The following is a 17,872-nucleotide window of genomic DNA, read 5'->3' on the forward strand; positions in this document are numbered from 1 at the left end:
TCAACTCAGGTTGAAACCGATGTGTTCACACCGGTTTCAGGTCCTTGAATTAGAACTTGTGACGAACGCCAACTGCCACAGCGGTTTGGCTGGCGTCAGAGCCAGTGGTGTCGCCGTAGACGCCGGTGTTGATCATGTCGGTAGCGCGGATGTTCGACACGAAGGCGTACAGGTCGGTACGCTTGGACAGCCAGTAGTCGGTACCCAGGTTGAATTGGGTCAGCTTGCCCTTGTTGCCGCCGTTGGCGAAGTCAGCACGGGTGTGTTGCACGCTGGCCAGCAGCTTCAGCGACGGGGACAGGGAGTAAGCGGTACCCAGTTCGTAGACGTCAGCCTTGGTGGTGTTGCCCAGGCTGCGAGCCAGGGTGGTCGAGGTGTTCAGGTCTTGCTTGACGCGCGACCAGTTACCGTAGACGCGTGCCGGACCGAACTGGTACGAAGCCACGACGTTCAGACCCTTGAAGGCGGTGTTGCCAGCTTGGGCGCCGTTAGCGGTCGAGATCAGGCTGGTATCCGACGGGGTCGAGCCTTGCTTGGACTGGTAGTAGTTGATACCCAGACCCAGAGGACCGTTGTCGTACTTGCCGCCGATGCCGTAGGACTGACCAGCAGAGGTCTTGCCAGCGGTTTCGCCGAAGCCGTACATCAGGTTACCAGTGAAGCCGCTCAGGTTGGCGGTGGTGTAGCTGATGGAGTTGTTGGTACGGGTACCTTCCAGACGGTCCAGGTTGTGGCCGACAGCGCCGGTCACGCCACCGAAGTCGTTCACGGAGGTGTAAGCGGAGATGGTGTCAGCGAAGTCGGTTTGACGACCAGCCAGGACAGTACCGAAACCACCCGACAGACCGACGACGGACTTGCGACGGAACAGGTTGGTCGAACCTGCATCTTGACCGTTCAGAGCACCGTTATCGTTGTTGAAGCCGGTTTCCAGTTGGAACACAGCCGACAGGCCGCCGCCCAGGTCTTCAACGCCCTTGAAGCCGATACGCGAACCTTGGACGATGCCGGAGTTCAGACCGAACTTGCTGCCAGTGTTGCCAGTGGTGGTGTTAACAGCCTTGCTGGTGTAAACCAGACCGGTATCAACGATACCGTAGATAGTAACGGAGCTTTGTGCTTGAGCAGCACCTGCGAACGCGCCGAGGACGGCCAGTGCCAGCAGAGATTTTTTCATTTGACATCCTTCTATAAAAATAGTCTTGAGGATCCGTACTTCTGGTCGGATGGTGAGACATTAAGGGTTCTCATTTGGCGTGGCCGCAGATTGGTCACGTGGAGGGAGGAATTTTGGTTGAAAGCGTCAATCCGCGGATGGAGTGTTGTTTTTTTCAAACGCTTTCCTGCCCGTCAATGCATGACAGGCAAATTTTGGCTTGCAGCGTGTCACTCATTAACGGCATGGCCGAGCAAAACTTGATCCGCCCCGTCTCGTCAACAAGTTTGTTGTTAAAACGATGCATTTGGATACTTTTCTAGGGAATTTTAAAAAAATGTCGATTGTGCGGCATAATTTTGGCTTTCTGACCTGATGTGGAGGCTGGATGGCCAATCGCGAGGATCTAGCAATCATCCGGGCAGCACGTGCCGGAGATGCCCAGGCGCAACTGAGCCTGGGCCAGCGCTACCTGTTTGGCGGCAATGGTTTGCCGCAAAGTCCGGGCACCGCATGGCACTGGCTGGAGCGGGCTGCCCGCCAGGGCTTGGCCGATGCCTGGATGCTCATTGCCCGGCATATTCCCTATGAAGTTGTGAGCCAGCTTGGCAAGCCGCACGAAGCTGCGCAATGGTACGAGCGCGCCTTCGAGGCGGGGGCCACGCGCGCTGGTCTGACCTTGGCGCGCCTGGTCCTGGAACACCCTGCCGGCGTGGCGGCGGCCAGTCCCGAGCAGAAGAACCGCGCGCTGCGCGCGCTGGAAACGGTGGCAGCGGAGGGCGATCCGGATGCCCAGTGGCTGCTGGCACGTCAGGGCGAACGCATGCTGGTCCCGACAGCAGTATCGTCAGAGGCCGCAGCCGATGTGGCGCCAGCGGCGGCGGCAACGGTGAGGCCCGAGCAATTGCAGCAATGGACGCAGAAAGCCGCCGATGCCGGTATCGAACAGGCCCAGCATGCGCTGGCCGACAGCGCCTGGCAGCAGTCCGACTTTGCGGCCTTCCGCCAGCGCGCCCAGCCCCTGGCCGATGCCCTGTTGCGCCAGCATGAACAGCAGGTGGCGCAGCTCAATGCTCCTTCGGAGGCGCTGGCTGCTGCGCTCGGCGCGCAGAACATCCAGTTGCTGCGCCGCCTGGCCGAAGTGCACCAGTCCGACAAGCGCCCCGATCTCCTGCAGGCCCAGCAACTGCTGGAACTGGCGGCCCTGGCCTGCGACCGGGATGCGCAACTGGCCTTGGGCCTGTTGTACGGACGGGTCGACGCCTCGGGTGAGCGCCGGTTCGCCGGGCAAGGGTCAGCCAATTACAAGAAGGCCATCCGCTGGCTGACCCTGGCGGGCGAGCAGGGGATGGCAGCGGCCTGGTTTGTTCTTTCCCGTATCTATTTGAAGCCGGAATTTTCACAGCGCAACCTTGCCGATGTGCAGCATTATTTGGAGCGTGCCGCCGAGATGGGTCATGTGGAGGCGCAGCTGGAATGCGGCGTGGGCGCGTGGCGCAACCGGCGTGACGATCCCGCCAATGACGTGCGTGCGCTGTACTGGTTGCAAAAGGCGGCAAGCCAGGGTGCGCAACAGGCGCAAGCCTTGCTCGACAAGGTGGCGGATCGTCCGCAATCTGCCGCTTGGGCCGTGCAGGCCCGCGCACAGATGAGCCGCGAGCAGGTCAATGCCCATCCCTTCCTGGCCGCCCGCATCGAGCTGGCCATGCTGTTTGGCCTGACCCGGCCGGAAGCCCTGCTGATCGACCTGAAGCAGGCGGATTGCGGACATTGCCTGATGATCGACATCCGCAGCCAGTACGCGCGCAGCAAGCGGCGGCTCATCATGGTGGAGACCGGCGAGCAGCGTGGCACGCTCAACCGTATCGGACGGCTCTTCGAAGACATGGACTGCGGTCCCAGCGGGCCGGAAGGCAATTACCGCCAGCGTCTGTACCGTCTGAAGACCGTGCTGCCCCAGTCGCAGGAAGACGAGGAAGCCGAGACCCAGGATCTGGCGGCCTGACAGATTCAGAAGCACTGATCTGCGCAAGTCATGCAGCGCAAATGGAAAGCGGCTTGCTGATGCTTCAGCAAGCCGCTTTGTTATATCTGCTGTCGGTCCGGGATCAAAGCGAATCAGGCAGTTCGATTTCGCCTTCAAACACCGTCACCGCAGGGCCGGTCATCATCACCGGTTCGCCCGGGCCGGCCCAGGCGATGTTGAGCACGCCGCCATGGGTCTGGACCGCTACCGGCGAATCCAGCAGACCACGGCGGATACCCGCGACGACCGCGGCACAGGCGCCGGTGCCGCAGGCCAGGGTTTCTCCGGCACCGCGTTCGTAGACGCGCAGATTGATGTGATGGCGATCCACCACCTGCATGAAACCCGCGTTGACGCGTTTGGGGAAACGTTCATGGTGCTCGATCAGCGGTCCGTCCACCAGGACCGGGGCCGCTTCGCTGTCCTCCACCACTTGCACCGCATGCGGGTTGCCCATCGACACCACCGAGATCCAGGTGGTCTTGCCGGCCACGTCCAGCGGCCACAGCGTGTCCTCGGCTTCGGTGCGGTGTTGCAGGCCGCGGCTGTCGAAGGGGACGTCGGCCGGCGTGAGGATGGGCGCGCCCATGTCCACGGTGATCTGGCCGTCTGCTTCCAGGCGCGGTTCGATCACGCCGGACATGGTTTCCACCCGGATCGCCCGCTTGTCGGTCAGGCCCTTTTCGGTAACGAAACGCACGAAGGCGCGCGCGCCGTTGCCGCATTGCTCCACCTCGCCGCCATCGGCGTTGTAGATGCGATAACGGAAATCGACGCCAGGGGCTTGCGCCTTTTCCACCACCAGCATCTGGTCGGCGCCGATGCCGAAGCGGCGGTCGGCGATGAACTGCCACTGGGCTGGGGTGAGCGAAATGGCCTGGTTCACGGCATCAAGCACGACGAAGTCGTTGCCGGCACCATGCATCTTGGTAAATTTGATTTTCATCACATCATTATAAGTACGCCGCGCCCGATTCACAGGGCGCAGGGAGGGAGATCAGGGCCTAGTGCTGGCCCTTGCGGTAGACGTCGGGCTCGCCCGGGGGCCGGTTCTTGAAACGCTTGTGCGCCCAGAAATATTCGGCCGGGGCTTCCAGCACGCGTTCTTCGATGAAGGCATTCATGCGGCGGGTGGCGGCCACGATATCGTCGCCCGGATAGTTTTCCCAGGCCGGATAGAAAGTGGTCTTCCAGCCGCGATAGCCGGGCAGGAAGGTGGTGATCACCGGCACCACCGACGCGCCGGTGGCCGCCGCGATGCGGGCGGTGGCAGTGAGCGTCGCGGCCGGCACGCCGAAGAAGGGGACGAACTCGGCATCGCGGGTGCCGAAATCCATATCCGGCAGCATGATGAAGGGCAGGCCCTCGCGCATGGCGCGAATGATGGGTTTGACCCCTTTCTCGCGCGCCAGCAGGGTCACCGGGCGGAAGCGCGAGCGCCCCTTGAGCAGGGCCTGGTCCACCACTTCGTTCTGCTGGCGGGAGTAGATGGTGCAGACCGAGTAGTCCGAGTTGAGCACCAGCGCGATGCCGGGAATCTCCAGGCAGACGAAATGCGGGCACAGCAGGATGGTCGGACCCTTGTCGAGCGTCTCGAAGGGAACGCCGGGCTCGACCTGGATCAGGCGCTTCAGGCGGGACTCCGGGGCCCACCACAGGATGCCGCGCTCCAGGGCGCTGCGGGCGTAGGCCTGGAAGTGGCGGCGGGCGATGAGGCGGCGTTCCTCTTCCGATTTCTCGGGAAAGCACAGCCGCAGGTTGATCAGGGTGATCCGGCGGCGCGGGCGCATATAGATATAGAGCAGCCAGCCCAGCGCCTCGCCCAGCCGTCCCAGAATGGGCAGCGGCAACCAGTGCAGCAGCCACATCAGCCCGATCAGGGCTCTCATTGAGCGGCTCCCGGCGGGGTTACGCCCGGGGGCGTCTTGTAGCGGTTGTAGCTCCAGATGTATTGCGCCGGGCAGCGGGCGATCAGCTTTTCCATGGCGGCGTTGATGGCACGAGCCTGTTGCTCGGGCGTTTCGCCCAGTTCACCTTCAAAGGCCACGAAATGGATGGCGTAGCCGCGTCCCCAGGACAGGCGCTCGGCATAGGCCAGGATGATGGGCGCGCCGCTCATCTGTTGCAGCTTGGCTGGCAGGGTCATGGTATAGGCCGGCTTGCCGAAGAAATTGGCCCACACGCCTTCGCCATTCTGCGGCACCTGGTCCGGTAGCAGGCCGATGGCCTGGCCATTCTTCAAGGCCTTGAGCAGGATACGCACGCCGGACAGGTTGGCCGGTGCCAGGTGCAGGTTGGCGCGGGCGCGGGCACCCTCGATGAGCGGCTTGAGTGCGGCCTTGCGCGGTGGGCGGTACAGCACGCTCAGGCTGTGATGGCGCGCCACCGACTGCGCCGAAATCTCGAAACAGCCCAGGTGCGGAGTGAGGAAGACGATGCCGGCCTTGGCGTCCAGTGCCTGCTGGACCAGATCCCAGTTGACGATGCGCGCCGTGCGCAACACCCGTTCCGGGCGGGCGCACCAGATGAAGGGCAGCTCGAACATGCCCTTGCCGGCTTCCCCGACCGATTTCCACAGGCTGCCGCGATGGCCGGCCAGGGTGATGTTGTCAGTCAGGCGGCGGCGATAGGCGGGCGAGAGCAGGAAAACCAGCCAGCCCACCACCACGCCGAGGGCATGCAAGGCCGGCAGCGGCAGGAAAGAGAGCAGGCGGAATAAAGAAACGAGCATACTTGCCGATAACAAAAAGGCGGAGTTGCTCCGCCGTCAAATTGCAGAAAAATGCAAGACGCGTAAAATAGCACAAGCCGTCGAGTTAATGACAACTTGCGAGACGGGGTACAAATATCGCTAAAGCGTCGCAGGCACGACTAACGATGGGCCGCGACAATGGTAAATCGTTTTCAGTCAGAGGCTTGCATGTCCAACGAATATCTCTTCACTTCCGAATCCGTCTCCGAAGGCCATCCCGACAAGGTTGCCGACCAGATTTCGGACGCCATCCTGGATGCCATTTTCACCCAGGATCCTCAATCCCGCGTCGCCGCCGAAACCCTGTGCAACACCGGTCTGGTGGTCCTCGCCGGTGAAATCACCACCCGCGCCAACGTCGACTACATCGATGTGGCCCGCGAAACCATCAAGCGCATCGGCTACGACAACGCCGACTTCGGCATCGACTACAAGAGCTGCGCCGTGCTGGTGGCCTACGACAAGCAATCTCCCGACATCGCTCAGGGCGTGGACGAAGGCCGTGGCGTTGATCTGGAGCAAGGTGCCGGCGATCAGGGCCTGATGTTCGGCTACGCCTGCAATGAAACCCCGGAACTGATGCCTGCCGCAATCTATTACGCCCACCGCATCGTCGAGCGCCAGTCGCAACTGCGCAAGGATGGCCGCCTGCCCTGGCTGCGTCCGGATGCCAAGTCGCAGGTCACGCTGAAGTATGTGGATGGCAAGCCGGTCGCCATCGATACCGTGGTGCTGTCGACCCAGCACGCGCCCGAGATGGAGCAGAAGGACATCCACGAAGCTGCCATCGAGGAAATCGTCAAGCCGGTGCTGCCGGCCGAGTGGCTCAAGAACACCCGCTACCTGATCAACCCGACCGGCCGTTTCGTCATCGGCGGCCCGCAGGGCGACTGCGGCCTGACCGGCCGCAAGATCATCGTCGATACCTATGGTGGCGCGGCGCCCCACGGTGGCGGTGCTTTCTCCGGCAAGGACCCGTCCAAGGTCGACCGTTCGGCTGCCTATGCCGGCCGCTATGTGGCCAAGAACATCGTCGCTGCCGGCCTGGCAGAGCGTTGCCAGATCCAGGTGTCCTACGCCATCGGTATCGCCAAGCCGACTTCGGTCATGGTGACCACCTTCGGCACAGGCAAGATCAGCGATGAAAAGCTGGCCCAACTGGTGCAGGAGCACTTCGACCTGCGTCCCAAGGGCATCGTCCAGATGCTGGACCTGCTGCGTCCGATCTACGCCAAGACCGCCGCTTACGGCCACTTCGGCCGTGAAGAGCCGGAATTCACCTGGGAGCGCACCGACAAGGTCGCCGCCCTGCGTGCCTCGGCCGGCCTGTAAGCCAGCCCATCCGGCACGAGCCGGCTTGCAGTATGCACAATGAAGCGCCAATGCATCTGCAAACCTGCTCAACAGGCGTGTGAAGAGTGATTCACACGCCTGTTCCGAGGATTGACTAACGCCTGACCCGCGCTACAATGCTGTTCCCGCGAATGAAGATTCGCGCACTGTTCCGATGTTGGCATTGCGTCCGGAACGCCAAATCTCACAATGCCTCACCGCTGCAAGGAGCGTTGCGACAGGGAGATCCCCTGCCAGGCTTGAAGCGGTGAACAGGCGCAAGTCGCCTGGCAACCGCGCTCACGTTACTTTTTTTCTGGCTTTTTCATGAAAGGAGGGCGTGAACAGCGCCATTGCCATGACCACCAATCCTACCCAAGACTACATCGTCGCAGACATCAAGCTGGCCGACTGGGGCCGCAAGGAAATCAAGATCGCCGAAACCGAAATGCCGGGCCTGATGGCGATCCGCGAGGAATTCGCTGCCTCCCAGCCCCTGAAGGGCGCGCGCATCACCGGTTCGCTGCACATGACCATCCAGACCGCCGTGCTGATCCAGACCCTGGAAGCACTGGGCGCCAAGGTGCGTTGGGCTTCCTGCAACATCTACTCGACCCAGGATCACGCTGCTGCGGCCATCGCGGCCAACGGCACCCCGGTGTTCGCCGTCAAGGGCGAAACCCTGGATGAATACTGGGATTACACCCACCGCATCTTCGAATGGACCGACGGTGGCTATTCCAACATGATCCTGGACGATGGCGGCGACGCCACCGTGCTGCTGCACCTGGGCACCCGTGCCGAGGCGGACATTTCGGTGCTGGACAAGCCGGATTCGGAAGAAGCCGTGTGCCTCTTCAACGCCATCAAGCGCACCCTGGCCAAGGACCCGCAGTGGTATTCCAAGCGCATCAAGGAAATCAAGGGCGTCACCGAAGAGACCACCACCGGCGTGCACCGCCTGTACCAGATGTTCAAGGAAGGCAAGCTGGCTTTCCCGGCCATCAACGTCAACGACTCGGTCACCAAGTCCAAGTTCGACAATCTGTACGGCTGCCGCGAATCGCTGGTGGACGGCATCAAGCGCGCCACCGACGTGATGATCGCCGGCAAGGTCGCCATCGTGGCCGGTTACGGTGACGTCGGCAAGGGTTCGGCCCAGGCCCTGCGCGCGCTGTCGGCGCAAGTGTGGGTCACCGAGATCGATCCGATCTGTGCCCTGCAGGCCGCCATGGAAGGCTATCGCGTGGTGACCATGGACTACGCCGCCGAACACGGCGACATCTTCGTCACCGCCACCGGCAACTACCATGTGATCACCCACGAGCACATGAAGAAGATGAAGGACCAGGCCATCGTCTGCAACATCGGCCACTTCGACAATGAAATCGAAGTTGCCGCCCTGAAGCAGTACACCTGGGAAAACATCAAGCCGCAGGTCGACCACGTGATCTTCCCCGATGGCAAGCGCATCATCCTGCTGGCCGAAGGCCGCCTGGTGAACCTGGGTTGTGCCACCGGCCACCCGTCCTACGTGATGAGCTCGTCCTTCGCCAACCAGACCATTGCCCAGATCGAACTGTTCGTCAACACCAAGGACTATCCGGTCGGCGTCTACACGCTGCCCAAGCACCTGGACGAAAAGGTCGCCCGTCTGCAATTGAAGAAACTCAATGCGCAGTTGAGCGAACTGACCGCCGAACAGGCCGCCTACATTGGCGTGAAGGTCGAAGGCCCCTACAAGCCTGAGCACTACCGCTACTGATTCCTGCCTGGCGCCGGCCTTCTCTTGATTTGAGGGGCCGGCCCTGCATCTCAGTATCATCTCCCGCCTGCGGACCTTGCATCCCCTCTTGAGGTGATGCAAGCTTCACGGGTGTCTTCATCACTCCCCCGACGGGATCGAAAGGTTTTTTCATGCGCCTGCTGCTGACCTGGCTCATCAACGCATTGGCCTTGCTGGCCGTTCCTTACCTGATGCACTCGGTGCAGGTCGACAGCTTCGGCTCGGCCCTGCTGGCCGCGCTGATCCTGGGGTTCGTCAATACCATCGTGCGCCCGGTGCTGGTGGTGCTGACCCTGCCGGTGACCATGCTCACCCTGGGCCTGTTCATCCTGGTCATCAATGGCCTCATGTTCTGGGTTGTGGCGCAACTGGTCGGCGGCTTCCACGTGGCGGGCTTCTGGTCTGCGGTCGGCGGCGCACTGCTCTACAGCATCGTGTCCTGGGCACTGTCCACACTGTTGCTGAAATCGGGTTCGAATCAATGAGTACACATAATTTCAGTATCGAATTTTTCCCGCCCAAGACTGCCGAAGGGGCGGAAAAGCTGCGCGCTACCCGCGCCCGGCTGGCGGCGCTGGCTCCGAAGTATTTCTCGGTGACCTTCGGTGCCGGCGGTTCGACGCAACAAGGTACACGCGATACCGTGCTGGAAATCATCGGTGAAGGCCACGAGGCCGCACCGCACCTGTCCTGCATCGGCAGCTCGCGCGCCAGCCTGCGCGCCATTCTCGAAGATTACCGCTCCCAAGGCATCAAGCGCCTGGTGGCTCTGCGCGGCGACCTGCCCAGCGGCTATGGGGCGATGGATCAGGCTTCGAGCGAATTCCGCCATGCCAACGAACTGGTCGAGTTCGTGCGCGCCGAAACCGGCGACTGGTTCCACATCGAAGTGGCCGCCTATCCCGAGATGCACCCGCAAGCGCGCTCGCCGCAGGACGATGTGCAGAACTTCGCACGCAAAGTGAAGGCCGGTGCCAATTCGGCCATCACCCAGTATTTCTACAATGCCGACGCCTACTTCCGCTTCGTGGACGAGGCCGCCAGACTGGGCGCGACCGTTCCGGTGATTGCCGGCATCATGCCCATCACCAACTACACCCAGCTGATGCGCTTCTCGGACATGTGCGGTACCGAGATCCCGCGCTGGATCCGTCTCAAGCTGGCCAGCTACGGCGACGATACCGAATCGATCCGCGCCTTCGGCCAGGACGTGGTGACCCAGCTGTGCCAGCGCCTGCTGGCTGGCGGTGCGCCCGGTTTGCATTTTTATTCACTGAACCAGGCTGGGCCGACCGAGGCGATCTGGCAACAACTGGTGAAGTAGGCGGAGATTGCCTTTCCAAGCCGGACCTGGGTCCGGCTTTTTTCTTCATATATCGTCGAAAATGACGCCATCCAGCGCGATGTCGTGCGCCTGCGCTTCGAATTCGACCCGTCCGAAGCCGTGGCAGACCCCCACCGCCAGCGGCCGCGGACTGGCCGCCAACGTGCGGTCGTAGAAGCCGCCGCCATAGCCCAGACGGCATCCCCCCGCATTGACACCCAGGCAAGGAATCAGCAAGGCCTGCGGCTGCACGATGGTGGTCCCGGCCGGTGGCACGAGTGTGCCCATCCCATCCTTTTCCAGAGGATCGCCAGGCTGCCAGGCGCGAAATTCCAGCGCCGAATCTTTATCGACCACCACCGGCAGGCACAGGTGCACCCCGCGCGCGGCCAGCGCGTTATAGGCCGCAGACAGATCCGGTTCGCGCCGGATCGGCTGGTAAACCGCCAGGCTGTGGATGGCGTACGTGGCGCACCAGTCCAGTACCCGCTGCCCGATGATGGCATCGGCTGCGATCTTGTCCTCGTCAAGCAGGGCCTTGCGGCGCGCCAGCAGCTCTGCGCGCAGGCGCTGTTTGTGAAGGGCGGCCGCCTCCTGTTCCGTCGGTGGAGGGGGCGTATCGCGTGCTATGCTTGGGTTCATTATTTGTTCCAACAATCTGCATGAAGAAGCTTGCATGAGTATGCGTCCGAAGAATCATCCGTTCAACCAGCGCCTGCGCGCGCTGGCCGCCTCCGTGGCGCTCCCCCTGGCGCTGGCGACCGGCGCCATGCTCACCGCTGCGCCCGCCGCCCACGCCCAGAAGCGCGTGGCCCCGGACGCCGCTCCTGACGATATTTTCCTGGCCCTGCGCCAGGCGGCCGCCAGCGACAACGCCGCGCTGGCGCAAGACCTGGCCTCGCGGCTGTCGGGCTATGAGCTGGCGTCCTATGTCGATTACTACCGGCTCAAGCCGCGCGTGCGCGACTACAGCGCCAGCGAGCAGGAGATCCGCGATTTCCTGGCACGCTGGGACGGCCAGGCCATCGTTGATCGCCTGCGCAACGACTGGCTGCTGGCCCTGGGCAAGACCGGCAACTGGGCCGTCTTCGATGAGCAGTACCCCAAGTTCGTGCTCAATGATGATACCCAGGTCAAGTGCTTCGCCCTGAACTCGCGCGCGCTCAAGGGGGCCAATGTCGCCGAGGAGGCGCGCACCCTGCTGAGCAATCCCAAGGACTACGGCCAGGGCTGCAGCGACCTGATTGCCACCCTGGCGCAGAACGGCCAGTTCAGTGATGCCGACGTCTGGTTCCAGATCCGCCAGGCCGCCGAGAACGGCAATGCCACCGTGGCCCGCCGTGCGGCGGTGCTGGTCGACAGCGGCGATGTCAGCGTGACCCAGGTGATGGATCGTCCGGCGGTGATGCTGGCCAAGGGACCGGGCCGTGGCCCGGTGAACCACCAGCTCTACATCATCGCGCTGGGCCGCATCGCCAAGACCAATCCGTCCCAGGCCGCGACCTATCTCAACGATGCCGGCCGCAACATGAGCTCGCAGGAAGTCGCACAGGCTTGGGCACAGATCGCCCTGGCCGCATCCTACAAGCTGGCACCGGAAGCCTCGGACTACTGGCGCAAAGCCAAGGACGCGCCGCTGACCCAGGATGCGATGCAATGGAAGGTCCGCATGGCCCTGCGCGACGGCGACTGGAAGACCGTACGCAAGACCATCGAAGCCATGCCGGCCCCGCTGCGCAGCGACACCGCCTGGGTCTACTGGCTCGGCCGTGCCCTGAAGGCCGAAGGCCAGAACGAGGCCGCACGCCGCCTGTTCGAATCGATCGCGCCCAACTTCAGCTTCTATGGCCAGCTGGCGCTGGAAGAGCTGGGCCAGCAGATCACCATTCCGCCCGGCCCGACCCCGCCGGGTGCCGGTGAAGTGGCGCTGTATTCGCAGAACGCCGGCTTCAAGCGTTCGCTCAAGTTCTATCAGCTGAACCTGCGCTTCGAAGCCATCCGCGAATGGAACTGGGAACTGCGCAACATGACCGACCGCCAGTTGCTGGCCGCCGCTGAATACGCACGCCAGAATGATGTGCTGGACCGCATGGTCAACACCTCCGACCGCACCAAGACCGAGTTCGATTTCACCCAGCGCTTCCCGGCACCGCACCTGCCCGAGATGAATGCGGCCACGCGACCGCTGGGCATGGAGAACGCCTGGGTCTATGGCCTGATCCGCCAGGAGTCGCGCTTCATCAAGTCGGCCCGTTCGCATGTGGGCGCTTCCGGCCTGATGCAGCTGATGCCGGCCACCGCCAAGTTCGTTGCCAAGAAGATCGGGATGACCGAATTCACGGCTGACCAGGTCAATGACATCAACACCAACCTGCTGCTGGGCACCAGCTATCTGGACATGGTGTTGAACAACCTGGAAGGCTCGGAAACCCTGGCCACCGCCGGCTACAATGCCGGCCCCGGCCGTCCGCGCACCTGGCGCGCGACCTTGCCGCGTCCGGTCGAAGGGGCGATCTTCGCCGAGATCATCCCTTTCAATGAAACCCGGGGCTATGTCAAGAACGTGATGTCCAATGCGACCTACTATGCGGCCATGTTCGAGAACCGCCCGCAATCGCTGAAGCAGCGCATGGGTACGGTGGCCCCCAATGCCAACGTCGCCACCGACCTGCCCTGATCCCATCGCCGCGGCCGTCGTCCCTCGTTGACGCGGCGGCCAGCGGTTCCCCCTGGAAATCGGAGAGAGACAAATGGCAGTCAAGAAGATCCTCGTCATCGGCGGTTCCGGCTTCATCGGCACCCGCCTGATCGAACTGCTGGGCAGCACCACCGGCTACCGCATCATGGTGCCCACGCGCCGCTACGAGCGCGCCAAGCATCTGCTGGTCTCGCCCGTGGTCAGCGTGGTCCAGGCCAACATCCATGACGATGCCGTGCTGGCGCGCCTGGTAGCCGAGGCGGACGTGGTCATCAACCTGGTCGGCATCCTGCAATCGCGTCCGGCGCGTGGCGGTGCTCCTTATGGTCCGGATTTCGAACGCCAGCACGTGCTGCTGCCGCGCCGCATCGTGGCCGCCTGCGTGCAGCAGGGCGTGCCGCGCTACCTGCACATGAGCGCGCTGTGCGCCGATGCCCAGGGGCCGTCGATGTACCTGCGTTCCAAGGCGGCCGGCGAACAGGAAGCGCTGGCCTCGCCGGCGCTCGATGTGGCCATTTTCCGTCCGTCGGTCGTGTTCGGCGAGGGCGATAATTTCATCAACATGTTCGCCGGCCTGAACCGCCTGTTCCCGGTGATTCCGCTGGGCAGCCCTGATGCGCGCTTCCAGCCGGTCTACGTGGGTGATGTGGCACAGGCCTTCGTCAATGCGCTGGCCTTGCCGCGCCTGGGCGGCAAGGTGTTCGAGCTGGGCGGGCCCAAGCAATATTCTCTGCGTGAACTGGTGCGCCTGTCGGGCTGGTACAGCGGCCATCCGCGTCCGGTGATCGGCTTGCCCGATGCGGCCGGCTGGCTGCAGGCCTTCGCGCTGGAACACCTGCCGGGCAAGCTGATGAGCCGCGACAATGTCGCCTCGATGAAGGTGGACAATGTCCTGCACGGCCCCATCGCCCCCGAGCTGCAGCTCACGCCGCGCGCACTGGAAGACGTCATTCCCGGCTATCTCCTGCCGCGCAGCCCGCAACAGCAATTCGACTTTTTCCGTAGCACCGCGCGACGCTGAATGGTTCAGTCGCCGCGACATTGATCTTCGAGAAACGAGCTCACATGCAAGATACAGAACTGGATCCGGTCTTGTCCGAAACCCTGCAAAAGGCCGGACGCCACATGCCCACCCTGGTGATCGCCAACAAGAATTATTCCTCGTGGTCGATGCGCCCGTGGGTCACCGCCGTGGCTTTCGATATCCCTTTCAAGGAAGTGCGCGTGCTGCTGGACCAGCCCGAGACCGCCGGCGAGATCGCCCGCTACACCGGCTCGGGCCGCGTGCCGGTGCTGCTCGATGGCGACATCGCGATCTGGGATTCGCTGTCCATCTGCGAATATCTGGCCGAGCAATTCCCTGACCGCCACCTGTGGCCGGCCCGCACCGATGCCCGTGCCATCGCGCGCAGCATCTGTGCCGAGATGCACTCCGGTTTCACTGGCCTGCGCACGGCCATGAGCATGGACATCCGTGGCCGCTACCCCGGCAAGGGGCGCACCGCCGACGCACAAGCCGATATCGCGCGCGTGTGCGAGATCTGGGAAGAGTGCCTCTCGCAATTCGGCCATCATGAATTCCTCTTCGGCGATTTCTCCATTGCCGATGCCTTCTATGCACCGGTGGTGATGCGCTTCGTCAGCTACCAGGTGCCGCTGGCTCCGGCCCTGCAAGCCTATGCCGACCGTGTGCGCGAGCACCCGGCGGTGGCGCGCTGGATCGCCGAGGCGCTGGCCGAGAAGGAAATCCTTCCGGACCACCAGTGAGGCGCAGCCGATGAAGACCTACACCGTCGGCGGCGCAGTGCGCGACGGCTTGCTGGGCCTGCCGGTGAAGGACCGCGATCACGTGGTGGTGGGGGCCACGCCGCAGCAGCTGCTGGAACTGGGTTTCCGCCCGGTCGGCAAGGACTTCCCGGTGTTCCTCCATCCCGATACCCACGAGGAATATGCCCTGGCCCGCACCGAGCGCAAGACCGCGCCCGGCTACAAGGGCTTCGCCTTCCATGCCGCACCCGATGTGACGCTGGAAGACGATCTCGCGCGCCGCGACCTCACCATCAATGCGATTGCGCAGGATGAGGATGGCACCCTGGTCGATCCGTATCACGGCCGTGCCGATCTTGAGGCGCGCGTATTTCGCCATGTCTCCGAGGCCTTTGTCGAAGATCCGGTACGCATCCTGCGCGTAGCACGTTTTGCGGCGCGCTTCGCCGATTTCACGGTGGCCCCGGAAACCAATGCGCTCATGCAGCGCATGGTGCAAGAGGGCGAGGTGGATGCGCTGGTGCCTGAACGCGTCTGGCAGGAACTTGCGCGCGGCCTGATGGAGCACAAGCCGTCTCGCATGTTCGAGGTCTTGCGCGCCTGCGGCGCCTTGCAGCGCATCCTGCCCGAACTCGATGCGCTGTGGGGCGTACCGCAGCCGGAGAAATGGCATCCCGAAATCGATACCGGTGTTCATGTGATGCTGGTGGTCGATTGGGCCGCCGCGCAGAATTTTTCATTGCCGATCCGATTTGCCGCGCTGTTGCACGACCTCGGCAAAGGCACCACGCCACCCGAGATCTGGCCGCGCCATCATGGCCATGAAGCGCGCAGCGAGCGTTTGGCCGAAGACGTCTGCACGCGCCTGAAGGTGCCCGGCGAATGCCGTGACCTGGCGCTGATGACGGCGCGCGAACATGGCAATGTGGGACGCTCCTTCGAGATGCGTCCCGATACCCTGGTCAAGTTCTTCGCACGGTGCGATGCCTTCCGCAAACCGCAGCGCTTCGTCGACATGCTGCGCGCCTCGGAATGCGACCATCGCGGCCGCACCGGGCTGGAGTTGCAGCCCTTCCCGCAGGCGGCTTATCTGGAAGGCGCACTGCAGGCCGCGCAGGCCATCGATGCCGGCGCCATCGCGCAGCAGCAGGCACAGCCGCAACTCATTCCTGAGGCCATCCTGGCGGCACGTACCGCGCAAGTGGCGGCCTATGTCGAGCAGCATCGTCCGGCGCAGTCTTGAGGAAACGTCACGATGAGCCATCCCCTGTCCCGTCTCCTCCAGCGCTTGCGTGGCCAGCAATCCGGCTTGCCGCCTGTACAGCCGGAGAAGCAGGACAAGCCCAACGTCTTCGTCAAGGAGCTCTCGCCGCGTGCGCGCCGCCACCTGCTGCGCCATTTCCTCGCGCTGGAAGAGAAGGATCGCCTGCTGCGCTTCGGTTCCAAGCTCTCCGATGAGATGGTGACGCGCTACGTGGAGGGCATCAACTTCGAGCGCGATACCGTCTTCGGCGTCTATGACCGTCGCTTGCGACTGCTCGGTGTCGGCCACCTGGCCTTCGCGCCCAAGGAGAGTACGCGCATCAGCGGTGCCACCATCAAGCCGGTGGTGGCCGAGTTCGGGGTCTCGGTGACGGCTGCCGCGCGTGGGCTCGGTGTGGGCACGCGCCTGTTCATGCGTGCTTCGATGCACTGTCGCAATGCCGATGTCGATACGCTGTACATGCACTGTCTCTCGTCCAACAAGGTGATGATGCACATTGCCAAGAAGGCTGGCATGGAAATCCATCGCGACTATGGCGAGGCCGATGCCTACCTCAAGATCAAGCCTGCCAACTCGGCCACGGTGTTCCAGGAAGCGCTGGAAGAGCAAGTTGCAATGTTGGACTATATCGTCAAGGCCAACTTCAAGGCACTGCTGAAATGGGGCGCGCGCGTGACCGGCATCGGTGCCAAAAAGAAGGACGACGGCACGCCGCCGCCTGCTGCCTGACGCGCTGCTTGCGCGAACGCACATGACCATCCCGTGCCGGGAGCGCATAATATGCGCCTCACTTTGATAACGGGTATGCCATGAGCACCAATCCCAACACCGATGATTTCTTCGCCACCGTCGCCACCAAGTCCGATAGCGGAGCCTTGCGCGGCGACTACAGCCAGGCCGACGCCAACTACGTCGTGGCCCAGAACTGGGAGGGCTACACGCCCGCCCAGCACGCGCTGTGGCGTCGTCTCTATGAACGCCAGGCCAAGTTGATTCCCGGCCGCGCCTGTGATGTCTTCATCGACAGCCTGAAGGCGCTCGATGTCTCGCAAGGCATCCCGCGCTTTGACCGTACCACCGAAGCGCTCTTCAAGGCCACCGGCTGGGAGCTGGTGGCCGTGCCGGGCCTGGTGCCGGACCATACCTTCTTCGAGCACCTGGCCAATCGCCGCTTCCCGGTCACCGTGTGGCTGCGTGAAGAGCACGAGTTCGATTACATCGTCGAGCCTGATCTGTTCCATGACTTCTTCGGCCATGTGCCGCTGCTGTTCAATCCGATCTTCGCCAACCACCTGCAGGAATACGGCAAGGGTGGCCTGAAGGCGCTCAAGCTCGACGGGCTGGCCTATCTGGCGCGCCTGTACTGGTACACCATCGAGTTCGGACTGATCCAGAGCAAGGAGGGTTTGCGCATCTATGGTGCCGGCATCCTGTCCTCGGGCGGCGAAGTCGAGTACTGCCTCTCCAGCGACCAGCCGCGTCGCGTGCCGTTTGAAGTGGAGCGCATCATGCGCACGCTCTACAAGATCGACACCTATCAGGAGACCTATTTCGTGATCAAGGATTTCGAACAGCTCTTCAACGATACCGCGCCGGACTTCACGCCGCTCTACGAGCGGCTCAAGCAGCAGGAGGCCCTGCCGGCCAATACCTTGGTGCCGGGCGAGACCAATTTCCCGCCCAATCGCTGAAGATGACATCGCTGCAAGCAAGCGCTCAGGAAAGCCGGACATGCGTCCGGCTTTTTTTTTGTGCCCGGCAGAAGCG

At 63.0% G+C, this 17,872-nt stretch carries 16 protein-coding genes and 1 riboswitch; of the genes, 11 read left to right on the forward strand and 5 right to left on the reverse strand.

Annotated elements, in window-relative coordinates; all coding sequences use genetic code 11:
* Positions 1–49: 49 nt before the first annotated feature.
* Positions 50–1,177: a porin gene (locus tag ACWHXP_RS23530; protein WP_489634920.1), complete on the reverse strand. Its 1,128-nt coding sequence runs from the start codon at positions 1,175–1,177 to the stop codon at positions 50–52.
* Between the two features lie 367 nt (positions 1,178–1,544).
* On the opposite strand from ACWHXP_RS23530, the gene ACWHXP_RS23535 reads away from it, so the two are divergent.
* Positions 1,545–3,161: a tetratricopeptide repeat protein gene (locus tag ACWHXP_RS23535; RefSeq protein ID WP_489634919.1), complete on the forward strand. Its 1,617-nt coding sequence runs from the start codon at positions 1,545–1,547 to the stop codon at positions 3,159–3,161.
* 103 nt (positions 3,162–3,264) lie between these two features.
* On the opposite strand, the gene dapF is transcribed toward ACWHXP_RS23535, so the two are convergent.
* The 3 genes from dapF to ACWHXP_RS23550 are packed head-to-tail and all read right to left on the reverse strand — an operon-like array spanning position 3,265 to position 5,913.
* Entirely contained in the window at positions 3,265–4,128 is an 864-nt protein-coding gene (dapF, locus tag ACWHXP_RS23540) for a diaminopimelate epimerase (RefSeq protein ID WP_288065077.1), read from the reverse strand.
* A 58-nt stretch (positions 4,129–4,186) separates the two neighbouring features.
* Positions 4,187–5,071 (reverse strand): LpxL/LpxP family acyltransferase, encoded by an 885-nt coding sequence (locus tag ACWHXP_RS23545; RefSeq protein WP_310838777.1) that lies wholly within the window; start codon positions 5,069–5,071, stop codon positions 4,187–4,189.
* Positions 5,068–5,913 (reverse strand): lysophospholipid acyltransferase family protein, encoded by an 846-nt coding sequence (locus ACWHXP_RS23550; RefSeq protein ID WP_121040627.1) that lies wholly within the window; start codon positions 5,911–5,913, stop codon positions 5,068–5,070. Before ACWHXP_RS23550 ends, ACWHXP_RS23545 begins: the two co-directional genes overlap by 4 nt.
* A 189-nt stretch (positions 5,914–6,102) precedes the next feature.
* On the opposite strand from ACWHXP_RS23550, the gene metK reads away from it, so the two are divergent.
* From metK to metF, 4 genes are all read left to right on the forward strand, one after another.
* The gene (gene metK / locus ACWHXP_RS23555) at positions 6,103–7,266 is read left to right on the forward strand and encodes a methionine adenosyltransferase (RefSeq protein WP_489623940.1); all 1,164 of its coding nucleotides are present in this window, start codon (positions 6,103–6,105) and stop codon (positions 7,264–7,266) included.
* A gap of 219 nt (positions 7,267–7,485) precedes the next feature.
* Positions 7,486–7,575, forward strand: a riboswitch (S-adenosyl-L-homocysteine riboswitch).
* Between the two features lie 49 nt (positions 7,576–7,624).
* Positions 7,625–9,031 (forward strand): adenosylhomocysteinase, encoded by a 1,407-nt coding sequence (ahcY, locus tag ACWHXP_RS23560; RefSeq protein ID WP_085946192.1) that lies wholly within the window; start codon positions 7,625–7,627, stop codon positions 9,029–9,031.
* 152 nt (positions 9,032–9,183) lie between these two features.
* Positions 9,184–9,537: a phage holin family protein gene (locus ACWHXP_RS23565; RefSeq protein ID WP_008332818.1), complete on the forward strand. Its 354-nt coding sequence runs from the start codon at positions 9,184–9,186 to the stop codon at positions 9,535–9,537.
* Positions 9,534–10,376 (forward strand): methylenetetrahydrofolate reductase [NAD(P)H], encoded by an 843-nt coding sequence (gene metF, locus ACWHXP_RS23570; protein WP_121040626.1) that lies wholly within the window; start codon positions 9,534–9,536, stop codon positions 10,374–10,376. The genes ACWHXP_RS23565 and metF overlap by 4 nt, the downstream gene beginning before the upstream one ends.
* Before the next feature lie 45 nt (positions 10,377–10,421).
* Here metF and ACWHXP_RS23575 read toward each other — a convergent pair whose 3' ends face one another.
* Positions 10,422–11,018 carry a 5-formyltetrahydrofolate cyclo-ligase gene (locus ACWHXP_RS23575; protein WP_489634918.1) on the reverse strand — a complete coding sequence of 199 codons (597 nt, stop codon included), beginning with the start codon at positions 11,016–11,018 and terminating at the stop codon, positions 10,422–10,424.
* A 34-nt stretch (positions 11,019–11,052) separates the two neighbouring features.
* Here ACWHXP_RS23575 and ACWHXP_RS23580 point away from each other — a divergent pair, with 34 nt between their 5' ends.
* The 6 genes from ACWHXP_RS23580 (at position 11,053) to phhA (ending at position 17,796) form a co-directional block, all read left to right on the forward strand.
* Complete coding sequence (locus tag ACWHXP_RS23580) at positions 11,053–13,053, forward strand: lytic transglycosylase domain-containing protein (RefSeq protein WP_489634917.1); 2,001 nt, start codon at positions 11,053–11,055, stop codon at positions 13,051–13,053.
* A gap of 73 nt (positions 13,054–13,126) precedes the next feature.
* Entirely contained in the window at positions 13,127–14,095 is a 969-nt protein-coding gene (locus ACWHXP_RS23585) for a complex I NDUFA9 subunit family protein (RefSeq protein ID WP_039783660.1), read from the forward strand.
* Between the two features lie 44 nt (positions 14,096–14,139).
* On the forward strand, positions 14,140–14,841 hold the full coding sequence (locus tag ACWHXP_RS23590) for a glutathione S-transferase family protein (protein WP_034331932.1): 702 nt from the start codon (positions 14,140–14,142) through the stop codon (positions 14,839–14,841).
* Positions 14,842–14,851: 10 nt separating this feature from the next.
* Positions 14,852–16,084, forward strand: coding sequence for a multifunctional CCA addition/repair protein (locus ACWHXP_RS23595; protein ID WP_489634916.1), 1,233 nt, complete (start codon positions 14,852–14,854; stop codon positions 16,082–16,084).
* A gap of 12 nt (positions 16,085–16,096) precedes the next feature.
* The gene (locus ACWHXP_RS23600; RefSeq protein ID WP_489623937.1) at positions 16,097–16,834 is read left to right on the forward strand and encodes a GNAT family N-acetyltransferase; all 738 of its coding nucleotides are present in this window, start codon (positions 16,097–16,099) and stop codon (positions 16,832–16,834) included.
* A gap of 80 nt (positions 16,835–16,914) precedes the next feature.
* Entirely contained in the window at positions 16,915–17,796 is an 882-nt protein-coding gene (gene phhA, locus ACWHXP_RS23605) for a phenylalanine 4-monooxygenase (protein ID WP_489623936.1), read from the forward strand.
* The last annotated feature ends 76 nt before the right edge of the window (positions 17,797–17,872 follow it).

Source organism: Herbaspirillum sp. Her2, assembly GCF_057961375.1.

Excerpts from the sequence above, each read along its gene's own strand:
- ACWHXP_RS23600 (WP_489623937.1), top strand. The coding sequence starts at position 16,097 with ATGAGCCATCCCCTGTCCCGTCTCCTCCAGCGCTTGCGTGGCCAGCAA.
- dapF (WP_288065077.1), bottom strand. The coding sequence starts at position 4,128 with ATGAAAATCAAATTTACCAAGATGCATGGTGCCGGCAACGACTTCGTC.
- phhA (WP_489623936.1), top strand. The coding sequence starts at position 16,915 with ATGAGCACCAATCCCAACACCGATGATTTCTTCGCCACCGTCGCCACC.
- metF (WP_121040626.1), top strand. The coding sequence starts at position 9,534 with ATGAGTACACATAATTTCAGTATCGAATTTTTCCCGCCCAAGACTGCC.
- ACWHXP_RS23575 (WP_489634918.1), bottom strand. The coding sequence starts at position 11,018 with ATGAACCCAAGCATAGCACGCGATACGCCCCCTCCACCGACGGAACAG.
- metK (WP_489623940.1), top strand. The coding sequence starts at position 6,103 with ATGTCCAACGAATATCTCTTCACTTCCGAATCCGTCTCCGAAGGCCAT.
- ACWHXP_RS23585 (WP_039783660.1), top strand. The coding sequence starts at position 13,127 with ATGGCAGTCAAGAAGATCCTCGTCATCGGCGGTTCCGGCTTCATCGGC.
- ahcY (WP_085946192.1), top strand. The coding sequence starts at position 7,625 with ATGACCACCAATCCTACCCAAGACTACATCGTCGCAGACATCAAGCTG.
- ACWHXP_RS23530 (WP_489634920.1), bottom strand. The coding sequence starts at position 1,177 with ATGAAAAAATCTCTGCTGGCACTGGCCGTCCTCGGCGCGTTCGCAGGT.
- ACWHXP_RS23545 (WP_310838777.1), bottom strand. The coding sequence starts at position 5,071 with ATGAGAGCCCTGATCGGGCTGATGTGGCTGCTGCACTGGTTGCCGCTG.
- ACWHXP_RS23565 (WP_008332818.1), top strand. The coding sequence starts at position 9,184 with ATGCGCCTGCTGCTGACCTGGCTCATCAACGCATTGGCCTTGCTGGCC.
- ACWHXP_RS23590 (WP_034331932.1), top strand. The coding sequence starts at position 14,140 with ATGCAAGATACAGAACTGGATCCGGTCTTGTCCGAAACCCTGCAAAAG.
- ACWHXP_RS23550 (WP_121040627.1), bottom strand. The coding sequence starts at position 5,913 with ATGCTCGTTTCTTTATTCCGCCTGCTCTCTTTCCTGCCGCTGCCGGCC.
- ACWHXP_RS23580 (WP_489634917.1), top strand. The coding sequence starts at position 11,053 with ATGAGTATGCGTCCGAAGAATCATCCGTTCAACCAGCGCCTGCGCGCG.
- ACWHXP_RS23535 (WP_489634919.1), top strand. The coding sequence starts at position 1,545 with ATGGCCAATCGCGAGGATCTAGCAATCATCCGGGCAGCACGTGCCGGA.
- ACWHXP_RS23595 (WP_489634916.1), top strand. The coding sequence starts at position 14,852 with ATGAAGACCTACACCGTCGGCGGCGCAGTGCGCGACGGCTTGCTGGGC.